Here is a 16,766-nt window from a genome sequence, read left to right as displayed (position 1 = left end):
GAGCCCCTTCATGCGCAGGCAGCTTCAGGAGCACACCGCCCGGCAGCTCCTCCACGCGGCCCAGACGGCCCGGCGGCGGGCGTATGCACCCTACTCCCGCTTCCGGGTGGGGGCCGCGGTTCTTGCGGTGGACGGCTCCGTGTACACGGGGTGCAACGTGGAGAACGGATCCTACGGACTCTCGGTGTGCGCGGAGCGCGTGGCGGTGCAGAAGGCGGTGAGCGAAGGGCGACGGCGCGTGCTGGCGGTAGCGGTGGCAGGACCGGGAGCGATGGAGCTCCTGCCGTGCGGTGCGTGTCGCCAGGTACTTCTGGAGTTCCGCACGCGGTTCGTGGTGACCGTGGGGCGGGGACGTCTCCGCATCTACCGCCTGGAGGAGCTCCTGCCACAGGCCTTCCTGCGGCCCAGATGAACCCCTTCCGGAGCGGGTTCGTGGCCCTCCTCGGCCCGCCCAATGCGGGGAAGTCCACCCTCACCAACGCCCTGGTGGGTGCCAAGGTGGCCATCGTCACCCCGGTTCCCCAGACCACCCGGATCGCCATCCGGGGGGTGGTTAACCGTCCGGACGCCCAGGTGGTGCTGGTGGACACCCCGGGCGTGCACACCCCTCGGCACCGCCTGGGCGAGCACATGATGCGCACCGCCCGTGCTGCCCTGCAGGAGGCGGACGCGGTCCTCCTCGTCCTGGATGCGGCCCGGCCGGTGGGGCCGGAGGCGGAGCTGGCACTGGCCTTGGCCCTGCAGAGCCAGCGGCCGGTGGTGGTGGCGCTCAACAAGTGCGACCTGGCCTCCCCTAGACAGATCGCGGCCCGGGAGGCCTGGGTACGGGCGGAGCTCCCCGGAGCGAAGGTGGTGCGCACCAGTGCCCTCCTAGGCCAGGGTCTAGAGGAGCTGGTGGAGACCCTCGTCGCCCTTCTCCCTCCCGGTCCCCGGTACTTTGAGGAGGACGATCTCACGGATCAGCCCCTCCAGAGGCTGGTGGCGGAGCTGATCCGGGAGAAGGCCATGGAGCGGGTGCGGGAGGAGGTACCGCACGCCATCGGGGTAGAGATCGAGGAATTCCGGGAAAAGCCCACAGAGCACCTCACATACATCCGGGCCACCCTGCATGTGGAGAAGCCCTCGCACAAGCCCATCCTGATCGGGAAGGGCGGCCGCACCATCCGGGAGATCGGGACCGCGGCCCGAAAGGAGATCGAGGCCCTCCTGGGCACCCGGGTGTACCTGGACCTGTGGGTGAAGGTGAGCGAGGATTGGCGGGACAATGAACGCATGATCCGGACCCTCTACCCCTCCTGACCTCCCGGCTGCCGGAGGCATCGCGGAGGCGGATGGCATCCGGCCTCCCCATGGAGCAGGCAGAGGGGCCGGCCGTATAATAATGAAGTGCTGCGTGAGGAGCGAACCCATGCCCGAGTTCCGCATGGTCACGGACCTGCCGCCAAGAGGGGACCAGCCCAAGGCCATCGAGGAGCTGGTCCGGAGCCTCCAGGAGGGGCACAAATACACCACCTTGCTCGGCGTGACGGGTAGCGGAAAGACGTACACCATGGCCCGGGTCATCGAGCGGATGCAGCGACCCACCCTGGTGATCGCCCACAACAAGACCCTGGCCGCACAGCTCTACAGCGAGTTCCGGGAGTTCTTCCCGCACAACGCGGTGCGCTACTTCGTGAGCTACTACGACTACTACCAGCCTGAGGCATATGTACCGCAGCTGGACCTGTACATCGCGAAGGACGCCAGCATCAACGAGGAGATCGACCGCCTGCGGCACGCTACCACCAAGGCCCTCATGGAGCGTGGGGATGTCATCGTGGTGGCCTCTGTCTCGTGCATCTATGGTCTGGGCCGGCCCGAGGACTACCGGGAAGTGGTGCTAGTGGTGCGCCGCGGGGAGCGCCGCGCCCGAGAGGAGATCCTCCGGCGGCTGGTGGACATCCAGTACGAGCGCAACGACGTGGACTTTTCCCGGGGGCGGTTCCGGGTGCGGGGGGACGTGGTCGAGGTGTTCCCCAGTTATGAGGATCGCGCGGTGCGCATCGAGCTCTTCGGAGATGAGGTGGACCGCCTCCTGGAGGTGGATCCCCTCACGGGAGAGGTGCTGGAGGAAAAGGAGACGGTGGCCATCTGGCCCGCCAAGCACTGGGTCACCACGGAGGATCGCCTCGCCCAGGCCCTGCGCAGCATCGAGGAGGAATTGGGAGAGCGCGTGGCCTGGTTCCGTTCGCAGGGTAGGCTCTTGGAGGCCCAGCGCCTGGAGTTCCGCACCCGGTACGATATGGAACTGCTGCGGGAGACGGGGTACTGTCCCGGGATCGAGAACTACTCCCGTCACCTGGACGGCCGGGCTCCGGGCGAGCGACCCGGGTGTCTATTGGACTACTTCCCCCGCGACTACCTGATGTTCATCGACGAATCCCACGTGACCGTTCCTCAGATCAAGGGGATGCACGAGGGCGATCGGGCCCGCAAGAAGAACCTGGTGGACTTTGGGTGGCGGCTTCCCTCCGCCTACGACAACCGACCTCTCCGATGGGAGGAGTTCGAGCAGCTGATCCACCAGTGCGTGTTCGTCTCCGCCACGCCGGGCCCGTTCGAGCTGGAGGTGAGCGGCCGCGTGGTGGAGCAAATCGTGCGGCCCACCGGACTCGTGGATCCCTACGTGGAGGTGCGACCCGCCCGGGGGCAGGTGGATGATCTCCTTGCGGAGATCCGGACCCAGGTGGCGCGGGGCGAGCGCACCCTGGTGACCACCCTGACCAAGCGCATGGCGGAGGACCTCACCGGCTACCTCCAGGAGATGGGGGTCAAGGTGCACTACCTGCACGCGGAGATCGACACCCTGGAGCGGGCCCGCATCCTGAAGGACCTGCGCCTGGGCACCTACGACGTGCTGGTGGGCATTAACCTCCTGCGGGAGGGCTTAGATCTGCCGGAGGTGTCGCTCGTGGCCATTCTGGATGCGGACCGGGAGGGGTACCTGCGCAGCGAGACCGCCCTCATCCAGACCATGGGACGGGCGGCCCGGCACGTCTCGGGCCGGGTGATCCTCTACGCGGACGAGGTCACGGAGGCCATGCGTCGGGCCATCGAGGAGACCAACCGTCGCCGCCAGATCCAGCTCCGGTACAACGAGGAGCACGGGATCACCCCGCAGTCGGTGCACAAGCCCATCCGGGACCTCATCGACCTGCCCGAGGTCGCCGAGGCGCCGGAGACGTACGCGCCGTCGGGGGGAGGGCCTGCCACCGCGGAGGAGCTGGTGGCGTTGGTCCGGGAGCAGGGTCGGGTGCTGCCGTGGGAGGTGGCTCGAATGCTGCTGTTGGGCCCGGAGGAGGTGGAAGCGACCCTCCGGCGGCTGGAGGCGGAGATGCGGCGGGCCGCGGCGAACCTGGAGTTCGAGCGGGCCGCCAGGCTCCGGGACCAGATCCGGGAGCTGCAGCGGGGGCTGGGAGAACCTGCCGCCCCAGGCCCGCGGAAGGGCAACCGACGCGGGCGGAGCTCCAGGCGGCGGTGATCGTGTGCATCGAACGGAAGCACGGAATCCGCAGGGGTCGTCATGCCGCTGGACCGGATCATCGTACGGGGCGCGCGGGAGCACAATCTGAAGAACCTCACCGTGGAGATCCCCCGGGAGAGGCTGGTGGTGTTCACGGGGATCTCGGGCTCCGGGAAGTCCACCCTGGCCTTCGACACCATCTATGCGGAGGGGCAGCGTCGGTACGTGGAGTCCCTATCCGCCTATGCCCGGCAGTTCCTGGGCCTCATGGAGAAGCCAGATGTGGATGCCATCGAGGGATTGTCCCCCGCGGTCTCCATCGATCAGAAGGGTGCCCCCCGCAATCCTCGGTCCACCATGGGGACGGTCACGGAGATCTACGATTACCTGCGGTTGCTGTTCGCCCGCATCGGGCAGCCCCACTGTCCGGCGTGCGACCGTCCCATCGCCCGCCAGACCCCGGAGCAGATCGCGGACCGCATCCTCGCCCTCCCGGAGGGCACCCGGATCTACGTGATGGGCCCCGTCGTGCGGGGCCGCAAGGGTGAGTACCGGCAGCTGTTTGAGGACCTGCGGCGGCAGGGATTCGTGCGGGTGCGGGTGGACGGGGTGCTGTACGAACTGGGGGAGGAGATCTCCCTGGACCGGAACCGCAAGCACGACATCGAGGTGGTGGTGGACCGACTGGTGGTCCGTCCAGACATCCGCTCCCGCCTGCACGACTCCCTGGAGACGGCGCTCAAACTCGGCCAGGGGCTCGTGCACGTGTGGCGGGAGCACCCGGACGGATCCGAGGAAGTCCAGGTGTTCTCCACCGCGTTTGCCTGCCCGGAGCACGGCACCACCCTCCCGGAGGTTGAACCCCGGATCTTCTCCTTCAACAGCCCCTATGGAGCCTGTCCCGCCTGCTCGGGGCTCGGGTTCCGGCAGGAGATCGACCCGGACCTCGTGCTGGACCCAGACAAACCCCTGCTGGAGGGTGCGGTGGTGCCCTGGGCAGACTCCGCGACCGAGTACTACACGGAGCTGCTGCGGGCCCTGGCCCAGGCCCACGGGGTGGACCCGAAAACCCCCCTCCGCAAGCTCCCCAAACCCTTCCTGCGGGCCCTGCTCTATGGGTGGGACGAGCCCCTCCGCGTACGCTACCGCAACCGATACGGCATCCTGCGGGTGTATGAGACCACCTTCGAGGGCGTGGTGCACCACCTGGAGCGTCGTTACCGGGAGACGGACTCCGAGTACGTGAAGGAGGAGATCGAACGGTACATGAGCACCACGCCCTGCCCGGAGTGCAAGGGCACCCGCCTGCGGCGGGAGAGCCTTGCGGTGCGGGTGGGCGGTAAGAACATCGCGGAAGTCACCGCCATGACCGTACGGCAGTGCCTGGAGTTCTTCGACCACCTTGCTCTGACCGATCGGGAGGCCCTCATCGCGGCCCAGGTCCTCAAGGAGGTGCGGGCCCGGTTGGGGTTCCTGGTGAACGTAGGGCTGGACTACCTTACCCTGGATCGACCCGCCAACACCCTCTCGGGTGGGGAGGCCCAGCGGATCCGGCTCGCCACCCAGATCGGCTCGGGGCTGATGGGGGTTCTGTATGTGCTGGACGAGCCCAGCGTGGGGCTGCACCAGCGGGACAACCACCGACTCATCGAGACCCTCAAGCGGCTGCGAGATCTGGGCAATACCGTGATCGTGGTGGAGCACGACGAGGACACCATCCGGGCCGCAGACTGGATCGTGGATATCGGCCCTGGCGCGGGGGCCCAGGGCGGGAAGATCGTGGTGAGTGGAACCCTGGAGGACGTGATCCGGGAACCCCGTTCCCTCACGGGACAATACCTCTCCGGAAGGCGCCGCATCCCCGTGCCGGAGCGCCGCCGCACGCCTAAAGGAGGGCGCATCGTGGTGCGGGGAGCCCGGGAGCACAACCTGAAGAACATCGACGTGGCGTTCCCCCTGGGGGTGTTCCTCTGCGTCACCGGGGTCTCCGGGAGCGGGAAATCCACCCTGGTGGATGAGATCCTGTACCGGGCCCTGGCCCAGCGGGTCATGGGGGCCCGGGTTCGGCCGGGCGACCACGATGCCATCGAGGGAGCGCACCTCGTGGACAAAGTGATCAACATCGACCAGTCGCCCATCGGCCGGACCCCCCGCAGCAACCCCGCCACCTACACCAAGACCTTCGACCTCATCCGGGAGCTTTTTGCGCAGCTGCCGGAGGCCCGGATGCGGGGCTATAAGCCAGGCCGATTCTCCTTCAACGTACGGGGTGGTCGGTGCGAGGCCTGTGAGGGGGATGGGATCGTGCGCATCGAGATGCACTTCCTCCCGGACGTGTACGTGCCGTGCGAGGTGTGCAAGGGCAAGCGATACAATCGGGAGACCCTGCAGGTCCTGTACAAGGGGAAGTCCATCGCGGACGTGCTGGAGATGACCGTGGACGAGGCCCTGGAGTTCTTTGGCTCCATTCCCCGACTCCGGCACAAGCTGCAGACCCTGCATGACGTGGGACTGGGATACATCAAACTCGGACAGCCTGCCACCACCCTCTCGGGCGGGGAGGCCCAGCGGGTGAAGCTGGCGGCGGAGCTGTCGCGCCGGGACACGGGCCGTACCCTGTACGTCCTGGACGAACCCACGGTGGGGTTGCACTTCGCGGACGTAGAGCGGCTGCTGCAGGTGCTGCACCGGCTGGTGGACGCGGGCAACACCGTGATCGTCATCGAGCACAACCTGGACGTGATCAAGACCGCGGACTGGATCATCGATCTGGGGCCGGAGGGGGGGGACCAGGGGGGATGGGTGATCGCGGAGGGGACACCGGAGGAGGTGGCGGCCCAGGACCACTCCTACACGGGTCAGTTCCTCCGGAAGGTGCTGGACCCGGAGAAGGTTGAAGCAGCCCGGCGGAGCCTCCAGGCCCGGGGGGCGATGCCGGAGGCGATGGCGGGGGCCCGCTGGAGACCGTAACATCGTAACAACGGGAGGGGACTATGCAGCGGCTGGAGCCCGCGCACCTACGTCGCACCATCGATCCCACCACCCTGGGAATCACGGGCACGGACCAGGTCCCGCCCCTGGAGGGCATCGTGGGGCAGCCCCGGGCCGTGGAGTCCCTGCGGTTCGGCCTCCAGATCCGAGACCGGGGATTCAACATCTACGTGGCGGGGCTGCCGGGACTGGGGAAGATGACCGCGGTCCGGGCCTTTCTGGAGGAGACGGCCCGGCAGCAGCCCACTCCGCCGGACTGGTGCTACGTGAACAACTTCGCGGACCCCTACCAGCCCAAGGTGGTCCAGCTGCCCCCGGGCCGGGGGCGGGAGTTCCAGCAGGACATGCGGGCCTTCATCGCCCGGGTGCGCCGGGAGATCCCCAAGGCCTTCGAGAGCGAGGAGTATGGCGCCCGCCGGGACGAAATCCTGAAGGGGCTGGAGCGGCAGCGCTCCGAGATCTTCGAACAGCTCCAGCAGCGGGCCGCCCAGGTGGGATTCGCCCTCCAGCCCACGCCCATCGGCATCATGGTGATCCCCGTGCTGGGGGGACGGCCCATCTCGGATGCGGAGCTGCAGGCCCTGCCCGCCCCCGCGCGGGAGGAGTTGCAGCGGCGCCGGGAGGCCCTGCAGGAGGAGCTGAAGACGGCCCTCAAGCAGGTGCGGGCCCTTGAGCGGGCGACGGAGGAGCGGCTGCGGGCCCTGGACCGGCAGATAGCCCTCCACGTGGTGGGGGGGCTCATCGAGGACCTCATGGAGAAGTACGCCAGCTGTCCTGAGATCACGGTCCACCTGCAGGCGGTACAGCAGGATATCGTGGAGAACCTGGAATTCTTCAAGGGGGCGCCGGAGACCCCTACTCCTACGGCTGGGGGCATGCTCCCTCCCATTCCGCTTCCCGTGCCCTGGAGCCGGGAGCTGTTCCTGCGACGGTACGAGGTGAACCTCCTGGTGGACAACGGCCATCAACAGGGCGCTCCCGTGGTGGTGGAGCTCAACCCCAGCTACACCAACCTCTTCGGGAAGGTGGAGAAGGAAACCCAGTTCGGAGCCCTCTACACGGACTTCACCATGATCAAGCCGGGTGCCCTCCATCGGGCCAACGGAGGGTATCTCGTGATCCCTGTGGAGGATCTCCTCCGGAACGCGGCCAGCTGGGATGGCCTCAAACGGGCGTTGCGCAGCGAGCAGGTGGAGATCGAGGATCTGGTGGAGCGGCTGGGGCTGGTGACCACCAAGACCCTGCGGCCTCAGCCCGTGCCCCTCCGGGTGAAGGTGGTCCTGGTAGGCCATCCCCTCTGGTACTACCTCCTGTACGCCCTGGACGAGGAGTTCTCGGAGCTCTTCAAGATCCGAGCGGACTTCGACACCCAGATGCCCTACGATGAGGAGCACGTCCGCAGCGTGCTCTCTTTCATCTGCAAGCTGTGCCAGGAGGAGAAGCTGCGTCCCCTGGACGCAGAAGCCGCGGCGAAGCTGTTGGAGTACAGTCTCCGGCTTGCGGACGATCAGGAGAAGCTGTCGGCCCGGTTCGGCGCCCTCAGCGACGTCATCTGGGAGGCGAACTTCTGGGCGGAGCGGGACGGTACGGAGCACGTTACCGCGGAGCATATCCGTAGGGCCCTCGATAGCCGGGTCTACCGATCCAACCTCATCGAGGAGCGGATCCGGGAGCTCATCGTCCGGGGCATCCTCCTTGTGGATACGGACGGAGAGGCCGTGGGCCAGGTGAACGGGCTATCGGTGATCCAGCTGGGGGACTACGCCTTCGGGCGACCTAGCCGGATCACTGCCAGCGTGGCGCCGGGTCGGGAGGGCATCATCGACATCGAGCGGCAGGTGCGGTTGGGCGGGCCCATCCACAGCAAGGGGGTCCTCATCCTCAGCGGGTACGTCTCCCAGCGATACGCGCAGGACACCCCCCTCACCCTGAGCGCGCGCCTGGTCTTCGAGCAGAGCTACGAGATGGTGGAGGGCGACAGCGCCTCCGCCGCGGAGCTGTTCGCGCTCCTGTCCGCGCTCAGCGGAATCCCCATCCGTCAGGGGATCGCGGTAACGGGGTCCGTGAACCAGCATGGCCAGATCCAGGCGGTAGGTGGGGTAAACCAGAAGATCGAGGGGTTCTTCGACGTCTGCAGGGTGAAGGGGCTCACGGGGCAGCAGGGAGTCATCATCCCCGCGAGCAACGTGAAGAACCTCATGCTGCGGGAGGACGTGGTGGAGGCGGTGCGGGAGGGGAAGTTCCACATCTGGGCCATTGAGACCGTGGACGAAGGGATCGAGATCCTCACGGGTGTCCCCGCGGGCGAGCGGGGTCCGGATGGCCGGTTCCCTGAGGGAACGGTGAACGCGCGGGTGTACGGGCGACTGCGGGAGTTCGCGGAGCGGGTGCGGGAGGCGCCCTCTCCACCTCCGTCCAGGGCGGAGGAGCGGGCTCCTGCCGAGCCCCCGCGGAACGAGGAAGGGGAGGGATCCTCTACACCGCGGCGCGGGCGAAGGCGAAGGCGCTGAGCTGACGGGCAGCCTCTGCCAGCACCTCCGGCGGCTGCACCAGGGCTACCCGGACGTAGCCCCTTCCGCCCGGCCCGAAGCCCTGACCGGGGGAGACCGCGATCCCGGTCTCCCGCAGCAGCTCCACGGAGAAGGCCACGTCATCGATCCCCTCCGGGAGGCGGAGCCACAGGTAGAGGGTAGCCTTCGGAGGGGAGATGGACCATCCCGCATCCCGGAGGGCGGCTACGAGGGCGTCCCTGCGGACCCGGAAGATCTCCACGTCCCGGCGCACCCGCTTCTCCGAGAGGGAGAGGGCCGCGATCCCCATGCGCAGGATTCCGAGGTACTGGTTGAAGTCCACGGGGGCTTTGGCGGCCTCCAGGGCCGCGATGGCCTCCGCGTTGCCCAGGGCGAACCCCAGCCGGAATCCGCCCATGTGGTAGGACTTCGATAGGCTAAAGAGCTCCACCACCCGCTCCCGGGCCCCAGGAAGCGCGAGCGGGGACGGTGCTCGACCTTCGAACACGATGTCCACGTACGGGTTGTCGTGCACCAGCAGCAGATCCCACCGCCGCGCGAAGCGTAGAGCTTCCTCGAAGAAGGCTTCCGGCGCCATCGCGGCCGTGGGATTGTTGGGATAGTTGAGGATCATCAGGCGTGCCCGCCGGGCCACCTCCTCCGGCACCGACGCGAGATCCGGTAGGAAGTCGGGTCGGAGCGGGATGGGCCAGGCCTCAAGCCCCGCGATGGCCACGGCCCCCCAGTACGAGGGGTATCCCACCGCGGGCAGCAGCACCAGGTCTCCGGGGTCCGCCACCGCCCAGAGGAGATGCGCCAACCCCTCCTGAGACCCTACCAGGGCCAGGGCCTCCCGGGTCGGATCCAGCTCCACTCCCCACCGCCCCGCGTACCACCGGGTGGCGGCTTCCAGAAACGGCCGGGTGTCAGAGCGAAGGCAGTACCGGTGGGTGGTGCGGTCTTTGACCGCCTCCTGGAGGACCTGGAGTACCTCCTCGGGGGGGGAGAGGTCACTGCTGCCGAGCGAGAGATCTACCACCTTCCGCCCCTCCTCCCGGACCCGGTGCTTCTCCCGGTCCATAGAGAGGAAGACGCTCTCGGGCATGCTCCGTACCCGTGCGGAAGTCCAGCTTCCCATCGTACCCTGCCCCGTGGGGTTTTTTACCAGTCTAGGGATTTCCGTACCGGCCTGCCTAGGGGCTGCGCGTTGTACCATGGGGCTGGGAATAGCTACAGACGCTTTGGAACCCCACTGGCACAGCCTCCCTCCGGAGGAAGTGATCCACCGGCTCGGGACGGATCTGCGTACAGGCCTCCTGGAGCAGGATGCACAGGGGCGCCTGCGGGCGTGGGGTCCCAACGTCCTACCGGAACCCACGACGCGTAGCCCTCTCCGGATCTTCCTGGAGCAGTTCCGAAGCGCCCTCGTGCTCGTGCTGGCCGTGGCCGTGGTTCTCTCCACGCTGCTGGGAGAGCTCCTGGAGGCCGCGGCGGTGGCCACGATCCTGGTGCTGAACGCCCTGCTGGGAGCGAGCCAGGAGATCCGTGCGGAGCAGGCCATGTAGGCCTTGCGTCGGCTTCTGGTCCCTCACGCCCGGGTCCGTCGGGAGGGCCAGGTCCGAGAGGTCCCCAGCACCCAGCTGGTTCCCGGGGACGTGGTGATCCTGGAAGCAGGGGACCGGGTCCCCGCGGACGTCCGGCTGGTGGAGACCGCAGGCCTGCGCACGGACGAATCCCCCCTCACGGGGGAGTCCCTGCCCGTGGATAAGGATGCCTCGGCCCACGTGGATCCCCGGGCGCCGCTCGCGGAGCGGCGCACCATGGTCTATGCGGGGACCACGGTGACCGCGGGCCGTGGCGTGGGGGTTGTGGTGGCCACAGGGCTGCGGACGGAGTTGGGCCGGGTGGCATCCCTGGTGGCCGCGGTGCGGTCCGAGCCCACGCCCCTGTAACACCGGCTGGAGCGGCTCGCCCGGCAGCTGGGATGGGCTGCCCTGGGCATCGTGGTGGTGGTCACGGCCCTGGGCCTCCTCCGAGGCGAGAGGTGGGATCGGGTGCTCCTCGTAGGGGTGAGCCTGGCGGTGGCCGCGGTTCCGGAGGGGCTGCCCGCGGTGCTCACCATCGCCCTGAGCCTGGGAGCCCAGCGGATGCTGCGCCGCCGCGCCCTCATCCGGAAGCTCGCCGCGGTGGAGACCCTCGGGAGCGTCACCGTGGTGTGCACGGACAAGACCGGAACCCTTACCCGAAACCGGCTTTCCGTGGCCCGGTGGTGGACCCCGGGGGACGCCGCCGGCATCCCTCCCGCCTTTCTCGTAGCGGCGCTGTGCAACGACGCGCAGCAGGACGCGGACCACCGAACGGTAGGAGACCCGGTAGACGTGGCCCTTCTGGAGGCCGTCCAGGCAGGGGGCGGGGATGCCTCGGGCTGGCGAAAGGGGCTTCCTCGGGTGGGGGAGTGGCCTTTTGGCGCCCGTCGGAAGCGCTATGGTCACCATGCATGGGTGGGGGATCCGCCGTTGGTTCCGGAGCTGGGGAACGCGCCGTACGTGGTGTTCGTGAAGGGAGCACCCGAGGCGGTGGTTCCCACGTATACCCGATGGTGGACGCCCGGTGGTCCGGAGGGACTGGGGGAAGGGGAGCGGGCGGCGGTGAACGCCTAGCTGGAGGCCATGGCCCGGGAAGGGATGCGGGTGCTGGCCCTGGCCTTCCGCCCCACAATCGCTTGCCCGGACGGCGAGGGGGCGGCCGTGGAAGAAATGATCCTCACGGGGCTGGTGGGGCTTCTGGATCCCCTCCGTCCCGAAGTCCCGCAGGCCGTCGCCACCTGTCGCCGGGCTGGGATCCGGGTGGTCATGGTGACCGGCGACCATCCCACCACTGCCCGGGCCATCGCCCGTGCCGCGGGCATCGTACAAGACCCCCACGCTCCCGTGGTCACCGGGCCCGAGCTGGAGGGGGCGCCGCGGGAGGCCCTCATGCGGCGGGTCAAGGAGGTCTCCGTGTACGCCCGGGTGGTGCCGGAACAGAAGCTGTGCCTGGTGGAGGCCCTGCAGGCGCAGGGGGAGGTGGTAGCGGTCACGGGGATGGAGTGAACGATGGACCCGCCCTGCGCCGCGCGGACGTGGGCGTAGCCATGGGGAGCGGAACGGAGGTGGCGAAGGAGGCTTCAGAAGTGGTGCTGCTCGATGACCACTTCGCTACCTTCGTGGCCGCGGTGGAGGAGGGCAGGGTGGTCTTCGACAACGTCGCGGAAGGCGGGTGTGATGGATCGTCCACCGCGCCGTCGGGATGAACCGATCCTCGATCGGGCTTCGGGGTGGGCCGTGGTCTGGGGAGGGATCCTCATGGGGGTAGTGACCCTGGGGATCGGTGCGGGGTACCTCACGGCCGGGGATCCTCGATGGCAGACGATGGTGTTCACCGGGCTCGCCTTTGCCCAGTTCGGGAGCGTCTACGCCCTGCGTACCCAGGGGCCCGCGTGGCGCACCGCCCTGCGGAACCGGTCCCTCGCGGGTGCGGTGGCCCTGGGGATTGTGCTGCAACTGGGGGTGGTGTACCTGCCGCCCCTCCAGGGGATCTTCCGGACTCTTCCGCTGGACCCCTACGCCCTCGCCCTTACGCTTCTGCCCGGAATCCTGGTGTTTACCGCCTCAGAGGTGGAGAAGGCGGTGCGGCGGGGCATCATCGCTCCGTGAAGGTCTCCGCAAACCCCAGGGTGTCCAGGCCCACCCATCGGCCCGCCACCATCCCCCGAACCCGGTACCGGACACGGAGCTGCCAGAAGGTGGTGCGGCCCGCGCGGCTGGGGAGGGCGTCCAGCACCACGAGGTCTGCCGCAAGCGTGTCCCCGGCGTCGTTGACGGCCCGGAGGCGTAACCGCGTGGGGGCCGATTGCCCTCCCTCCCGGGCCGGAAGGGTTCCCCGCAGGACGCTCAACAGACCTGGACGCGGCTTGGTGGCGTACAGGGCCACGAAGGTCTCCCCGTATTGCAGGGAGGGATGCCGCACGAGCCCGTACAGCAGCGCGTAGTCCGGGGTGCTCGCACTCCCCCACTCCCACGTCACGCCCGCCCAGTTTCCCCAGTTGTGGTCGTGGTAGGCGGTCCCCCGCAGGGGGAGGACCTGAGAGCCCAGGCGCATCCGCCCCCGGAGTTCCGCCCGCAGGGCTGGAACCACATATCCGGACCGGAACTTCCCGGACCGCCACTCCACGGGCGGGAAGTACAAGCCCGGCTGTGGCGTGATCTCCAATTCCGCGGTGAACCCGGGACGGCGCAGCCGGATGCGGTACCTGCCGTCACGCAGCTCCGCGCGGTGTGGCCCGGCCTCAAACCGCAGGGTGGGCGTGTTGCCGCCGAAGGGGAGCACTGTCGCCCGGTGCCGCTCCGTCCATCGCACGAACGCCCCATCCGCCCGCCGCACCGTGGCGCCCACCATGGCCCTGCCCTCCGCGTCCGCGATGAAGGAGAGGTACCCGTAGGTGCCGTCCTGCGTTGCGAAGTTGAAGTACCACCACTCCGCCCACGCGGGGCCGCTGGGAGCGTGGAACCGATCCAGCGTGTGCAGCAGACGGGCGGGATCCGGGTTCAGCCACGCCCGATCTGCCGGTGCATCCTCCCACCCGGGAGGCCGGAGGGCACTGCGGGCTCGGTGCGCCGCGGAGGGAAGGATCCCGCTCGCCCGTACCGCGTGTACCCCTCCCCGAACCCGCACATACACCACCCGGTCCGTGATCTCCGGGGAGACGGCGGCGATGGCGGAGGCGTAGCGGGGACCCAGCAGGATCTGCCGCACCAGATGCCGGGCGTTGGGGATCTCCAGGTACATCCCTGTGACCCCGCCCATCTTCAGGACCTCGGGATCCACGCCCTCCGGAAGCAAGACCAAATCCCCACCCGCCACCACCTCCTCGTCCCGAGCCTGCAGCAGGAGGGCATCTCCCACCGCGAGGAGGGCCACCATGACGCCTACGCCGAGCCCGTAGCCCAACAGCAGCGCCGTGGTGCGCCGGGGCCGCGCCATCAAGGCCCGGGAGGCGATGAGGAAGGCGGTGGCGGGGTTCACGCGAGCCTCCCGTCCCGGAGGGTGAGCACCCGGTCCGCGAGGGAAGCGAGCTCGGGGTTGTGGGTGACCACCACCACCGCCACCCCGTCGCGGTGGATGCGCCGGAAGAGTTCCCCGATCTCCCGCCCCGTCCGCTGGTCCAGCTCTCCGGTGGGCTCGTCTGCGAGCAGCAGGGCGGGACGGTTGGCCAGAGCTCGGGCGATGGCTCCCCGCTGCATCTCTCCGCCCGAGAGCTGGCCTGGCCGGTGGTGCCGTCGGTGCAAAAGCCCCACGTATCCCAGAAGCTCCTCCACCCGCCGGCGTCGCTCCCGTACAGGGAGGCGGGCCTCCAGCATGGGCAGCAGGACGTTTTCCTCCAGGGTGAGATGCGGGAGCAGGAAGAACCGCTGGAAGACAAACCCGATGCGGTGCAGCCGCAGCCGAGCCAGTTCCGCCTCCGTCATCCGGTGGGTGGGCCGCCCGAAGAGCCTGACCTCCCCCGCGGTGGGGAGGTCTACCCCGCCCATGAGGTGCAGGAGCGTGGACTTCCCGCTGCCCGAAGGCCCCACGATGGCCAGGAACTCCCCCGGATGCACCTCCAGGGAGACCCCGCGCAGGGCCGGAACCTCCACCCCGTCCAGCCGGTACACCCGCCAGGCCTCCCGGACCTCCACCGCGCTCACCCCTGCACCTCCCGGTGGAGGGTGGTGGCGAGCTGTAGGCTTCCCGCCACCCAGGCGGGATAGGCGGCACCGAGGGTCCCCGCGGCCAGCAGAAGCGCCGCGGTGCGCAGGGCCGCGGCGCTCGAGGGTACGAAGAACCGCAGATCCTGCGGCACCCCTGGCATGGCCCGCAGGATGGCATCGAGGGGCTCGCTCAGCCCGAGCCCGATGCCCAATGCCAGGGGACAGCTCGCCGCGGCCAGCACGAACCCTTCCAGCAGCACCAGCAGCACGAGCCGCACCCTCCGCACTCCCAGGGTTCGCAGCACCGCCAGTTCCCCCAGGCGTTCCCCTATCTGGAGGGTGAGCACGGTGCCTACGAGCAGCGTGGCCACCACCAGGCTCACCCCGCTCAGGATGACGGAGAAGTGATCGAAGTACCGCAGTTGCCCCCGCACCGCCCGCAGCAGGGCCGGGATGGAAAGGGCCTCCAGCTCCGGAAAGCTCCGGTTCACCCATGCCCGCACCATCTCGGGATCCGCTCCCTCCCGCACCTTCACCGCCAGGAAGGAGGCGCTGTCCCGGGTCTCCAGCAGCTCCTCCAGAGTCCGGAGGGAGATGGCGAGGGTACGCTGCCCCCGCAGGTCGAACGGGAATTCCCCGAGCCCAGCCACGCGGACCATCGCCGAGGCCTGCGGCAGGAGGGTTTGCGGGCTCAGGCGGGTGCTGAGCCGCACGCGGCTCCCCGGCCGGATCCGCAGCTCCCGGGCGAGGGCGGCGTTGACCACGATGCCCTCCTGGACATCCGCCTCCGTGCGCACAAGGCCTGGAAGGCGGCCTGGGATGCCGTAGGCCACCGCGCTGAGGCGCTTCCCCCCGGCTTCCACGTACAGCTGGGTGGCGATCATGGGGACTACCCACGCCACGTCGCGATGGGCCTCGAGGGCCGCGGCGATCCGGGAGGCATGGGGGACGAGGAGGGTGGAGGAGAGGGGGAGGGTGCCCCGGGGGACAACCCGGATCTCGTAACCGAGGCGTCCCAGGACCCCGCTGAAGCTTTCCACCAGCCCGGAGCCCAGCATGGTCATGTCGAACAGGAGGCTTCCGGAGAGGGTGATGCCCGCCAGCAAAAGCAGGGTGCGGGCGGGGGAGCGACGCAACGAACGGAAGGCCAGAAACGCTACCACTAGCGCCCCACCTGTTGAAGCGGCGGCTCCCGCAGCAGCCGCACGGCCACCGCGATGCCCGAGAGGATCCCCAACAGCACCGAGAACACCGCCGCCCCCAGCATCGTCCGATGCTCCAGCACCGCGAACTGGAGGGAGGTCTCGAAGAGGGGTTGGTAGTACGCGTTGATGGCGGCCACGAGGACCGCCCCGATACCCAGTCCCAGCAGGGTGCCGAGAAGCGCCACACCGGTGGCGATGCCCACCACCGCGAGGGCGATGGTCCCCCGGCCGATCCCCACAAGGCGCAGGGCTCCGATCTCCCGCCGCATCTCGCTGGTACGCAGGCCCGTGACCGCCACGAGGAAGATACCGCCTGCCAGCAACGTCACCAGCGCAATGGCCTTGTGGAACCGGGAGACCACCACGAAGGCTCGGGAGGTGTGGCCCGCGAGTTCCTCCGCGGTGTACGCGTCGAAGCCCACGCCCCAAGCCTCCAGGTCGTCCCGGATCCGCGGGGCCTCCACATTCGGCCGCAGCCGCACCACCACCCGGTCCACGGCGTCCGTCCGACCCGTGAGGGTCTCCAGGAACGGCAGCCGGAACACCATCCGCAGCTCCTCTCGGGCCACCTCCGCGGGGTGCTCCTTGGAGCTCCACACCACCGCCACCCGCACCTGGCGGGGATTCCGCATCCCAGGGTCCGCGGCCACCTCCACCGTGTCCCCCTCCCGGATCCCCAGGCGCTTGGCCGTCCGCTCCGGGACCGCAACCTCCTCGCGCTCGTCCGCGATCCCGGGAAGGGCCAGGAGGAGCAGGAGCGCCACCAGCAGGCTAGAGCGTGCCACGTCCCTATGATGCCGCATCCGGCCGGCTCCGTCTAAAATGGTCC

14 protein-coding genes and 2 pseudogenes are annotated in these 16,766 nt (G+C 68.9%); 11 read left to right on the top strand and 5 right to left on the bottom strand.

Annotated elements, in window-relative coordinates:
* Positions 1 to 10: 10 nt before the first annotated feature.
* From N0A24_08285 to N0A24_08265, 5 genes are all read left to right on the top strand, one after another.
* Entirely contained in the window at positions 11 to 412 is a 402-nt protein-coding gene (locus tag N0A24_08285; GenBank protein MCS7173370.1) for a cytidine deaminase, read from the top strand.
* Entirely contained in the window at positions 409 to 1,299 is an 891-nt protein-coding gene (gene era, locus N0A24_08280; protein MCS7173369.1) for a GTPase Era, read from the top strand. The genes N0A24_08285 and era overlap by 4 nt, the downstream gene beginning before the upstream one ends.
* Before the next feature lie 109 nt (positions 1,300 to 1,408).
* Positions 1,409 to 3,520, top strand: coding sequence for an excinuclease ABC subunit UvrB (uvrB, locus tag N0A24_08275; protein MCS7173368.1), 2,112 nt, complete (start codon positions 1,409 to 1,411; stop codon positions 3,518 to 3,520).
* A 42-nt stretch (positions 3,521 to 3,562) separates the two neighbouring features.
* A complete protein-coding gene (gene uvrA, locus N0A24_08270) occupies positions 3,563 to 6,472 on the top strand; it encodes an excinuclease ABC subunit UvrA (protein ID MCS7173367.1) in 2,910 nt (969 codons plus the stop codon).
* Between the two features lie 23 nt (positions 6,473 to 6,495).
* Positions 6,496 to 9,003 (top strand): AAA family ATPase, encoded by a 2,508-nt coding sequence (locus N0A24_08265; GenBank protein MCS7173366.1) that lies wholly within the window; start codon positions 6,496 to 6,498, stop codon positions 9,001 to 9,003.
* Here N0A24_08265 and N0A24_08260 read toward each other — a convergent pair.
* Complete coding sequence (locus tag N0A24_08260) at positions 8,969 to 10,141, bottom strand: aminotransferase class I/II-fold pyridoxal phosphate-dependent enzyme (GenBank protein ID MCS7173365.1); 1,173 nt, start codon at positions 10,139 to 10,141, stop codon at positions 8,969 to 8,971. The genes N0A24_08265 and N0A24_08260 overlap by 35 nt on opposite strands.
* 76 nt (positions 10,142 to 10,217) lie before the next feature.
* On the opposite strand from N0A24_08260, the gene N0A24_08255 reads away from it, so the two are divergent.
* From N0A24_08255 to N0A24_08230, 6 genes and pseudogenes are all read left to right on the top strand, one after another.
* A complete protein-coding gene (locus N0A24_08255; GenBank protein ID MCS7173364.1) occupies positions 10,218 to 10,568 on the top strand; it encodes a cation-transporting P-type ATPase in 351 nt (116 codons plus the stop codon).
* Positions 10,569 to 10,571: 3 nt separating this feature from the next.
* A pseudogene (locus N0A24_08250) lies at positions 10,572 to 11,276 on the top strand (HAD-IC family P-type ATPase).
* The gene (locus N0A24_08245; GenBank protein MCS7173363.1) at positions 11,262 to 11,663 is read left to right on the top strand and encodes a hypothetical protein; all 402 of its coding nucleotides are present in this window, start codon (positions 11,262 to 11,264) and stop codon (positions 11,661 to 11,663) included. The pseudogene N0A24_08250 and the gene N0A24_08245 overlap by 15 nt, the downstream one beginning before the upstream one ends.
* 96 nt (positions 11,664 to 11,759) lie before the next feature.
* Entirely contained in the window at positions 11,760 to 12,095 is a 336-nt protein-coding gene (locus tag N0A24_08240) for an HAD family hydrolase (GenBank protein MCS7173362.1), read from the top strand.
* Positions 12,083 to 12,187: pseudogene (locus N0A24_08235) on the top strand (HAD hydrolase family protein). The gene N0A24_08240 and the pseudogene N0A24_08235 overlap by 13 nt, the downstream one beginning before the upstream one ends.
* Before the next feature lie 79 nt (positions 12,188 to 12,266).
* Positions 12,267 to 12,698, top strand: coding sequence for a cation-translocating P-type ATPase C-terminal domain-containing protein (locus N0A24_08230; GenBank protein ID MCS7173361.1), 432 nt, complete (start codon positions 12,267 to 12,269; stop codon positions 12,696 to 12,698).
* On the opposite strand, the gene N0A24_08225 is transcribed toward N0A24_08230, so the two are convergent.
* From N0A24_08225 to N0A24_08210, 4 genes are read right to left on the bottom strand one after another with little or no spacing between them, the layout of a single operon-like run.
* Complete coding sequence (locus N0A24_08225; protein ID MCS7173360.1) at positions 12,685 to 14,067, bottom strand: hypothetical protein; 1,383 nt, start codon at positions 14,065 to 14,067, stop codon at positions 12,685 to 12,687. The two genes, N0A24_08230 and N0A24_08225, sit on opposite strands and share 14 nt — an antisense overlap.
* A complete protein-coding gene (locus N0A24_08220) occupies positions 14,064 to 14,678 on the bottom strand; it encodes an ABC transporter ATP-binding protein (protein ID MCS7173359.1) in 615 nt (204 codons plus the stop codon). Before N0A24_08220 ends, N0A24_08225 begins: the two co-directional genes overlap by 4 nt.
* A gap of 47 nt (positions 14,679 to 14,725) precedes the next feature.
* Entirely contained in the window at positions 14,726 to 15,895 is a 1,170-nt protein-coding gene (locus tag N0A24_08215; GenBank protein MCS7173358.1) for an ABC transporter permease, read from the bottom strand.
* Positions 15,895 to 16,740 (bottom strand): ABC transporter permease, encoded by an 846-nt coding sequence (locus N0A24_08210; GenBank protein MCS7173357.1) that lies wholly within the window; start codon positions 16,738 to 16,740, stop codon positions 15,895 to 15,897. The genes N0A24_08215 and N0A24_08210 overlap by 1 nt, the downstream gene beginning before the upstream one ends.
* Positions 16,741 to 16,766 lie beyond the last annotated feature (26 nt).

The organism is Armatimonadota bacterium (assembly GCA_025059775.1).
Taxonomy (GTDB): domain Bacteria; phylum Sysuimicrobiota; class Sysuimicrobiia; order Sysuimicrobiales; family Sysuimicrobiaceae; genus Sysuimicrobium.
The sequence above is the reverse complement of the archived record's forward strand: the minus strand, read 5'-3'. Positions and strand labels throughout refer to the sequence as shown.

Bases quoted from the DNA above. Each gene is read 5' to 3' on its own strand.
- N0A24_08265 (MCS7173366.1), top strand. From the start codon at position 6,496: ATGCAGCGGCTGGAGCCCGCGCACCTACGTCGCACCATCGATCCCACC.
- era (MCS7173369.1), top strand. From the start codon at position 409: ATGAACCCCTTCCGGAGCGGGTTCGTGGCCCTCCTCGGCCCGCCCAAT.
- N0A24_08255 (MCS7173364.1), top strand. From the start codon at position 10,218: ATGGGGCTGGGAATAGCTACAGACGCTTTGGAACCCCACTGGCACAGC.
- N0A24_08240 (MCS7173362.1), top strand. From the start codon at position 11,760: ATGATCCTCACGGGGCTGGTGGGGCTTCTGGATCCCCTCCGTCCCGAA.
- N0A24_08285 (MCS7173370.1), top strand. From the start codon at position 11: ATGCGCAGGCAGCTTCAGGAGCACACCGCCCGGCAGCTCCTCCACGCG.
- uvrA (MCS7173367.1), top strand. From the start codon at position 3,563: ATGCCGCTGGACCGGATCATCGTACGGGGCGCGCGGGAGCACAATCTG.
- N0A24_08210 (MCS7173357.1), bottom strand. From the start codon at position 16,740: ATGCGGCATCATAGGGACGTGGCACGCTCTAGCCTGCTGGTGGCGCTC.
- N0A24_08260 (MCS7173365.1), bottom strand. From the start codon at position 10,141: ATGGGAAGCTGGACTTCCGCACGGGTACGGAGCATGCCCGAGAGCGTC.
- N0A24_08230 (MCS7173361.1), top strand. From the start codon at position 12,267: ATGGATCGTCCACCGCGCCGTCGGGATGAACCGATCCTCGATCGGGCT.
- uvrB (MCS7173368.1), top strand. From the start codon at position 1,409: ATGCCCGAGTTCCGCATGGTCACGGACCTGCCGCCAAGAGGGGACCAG.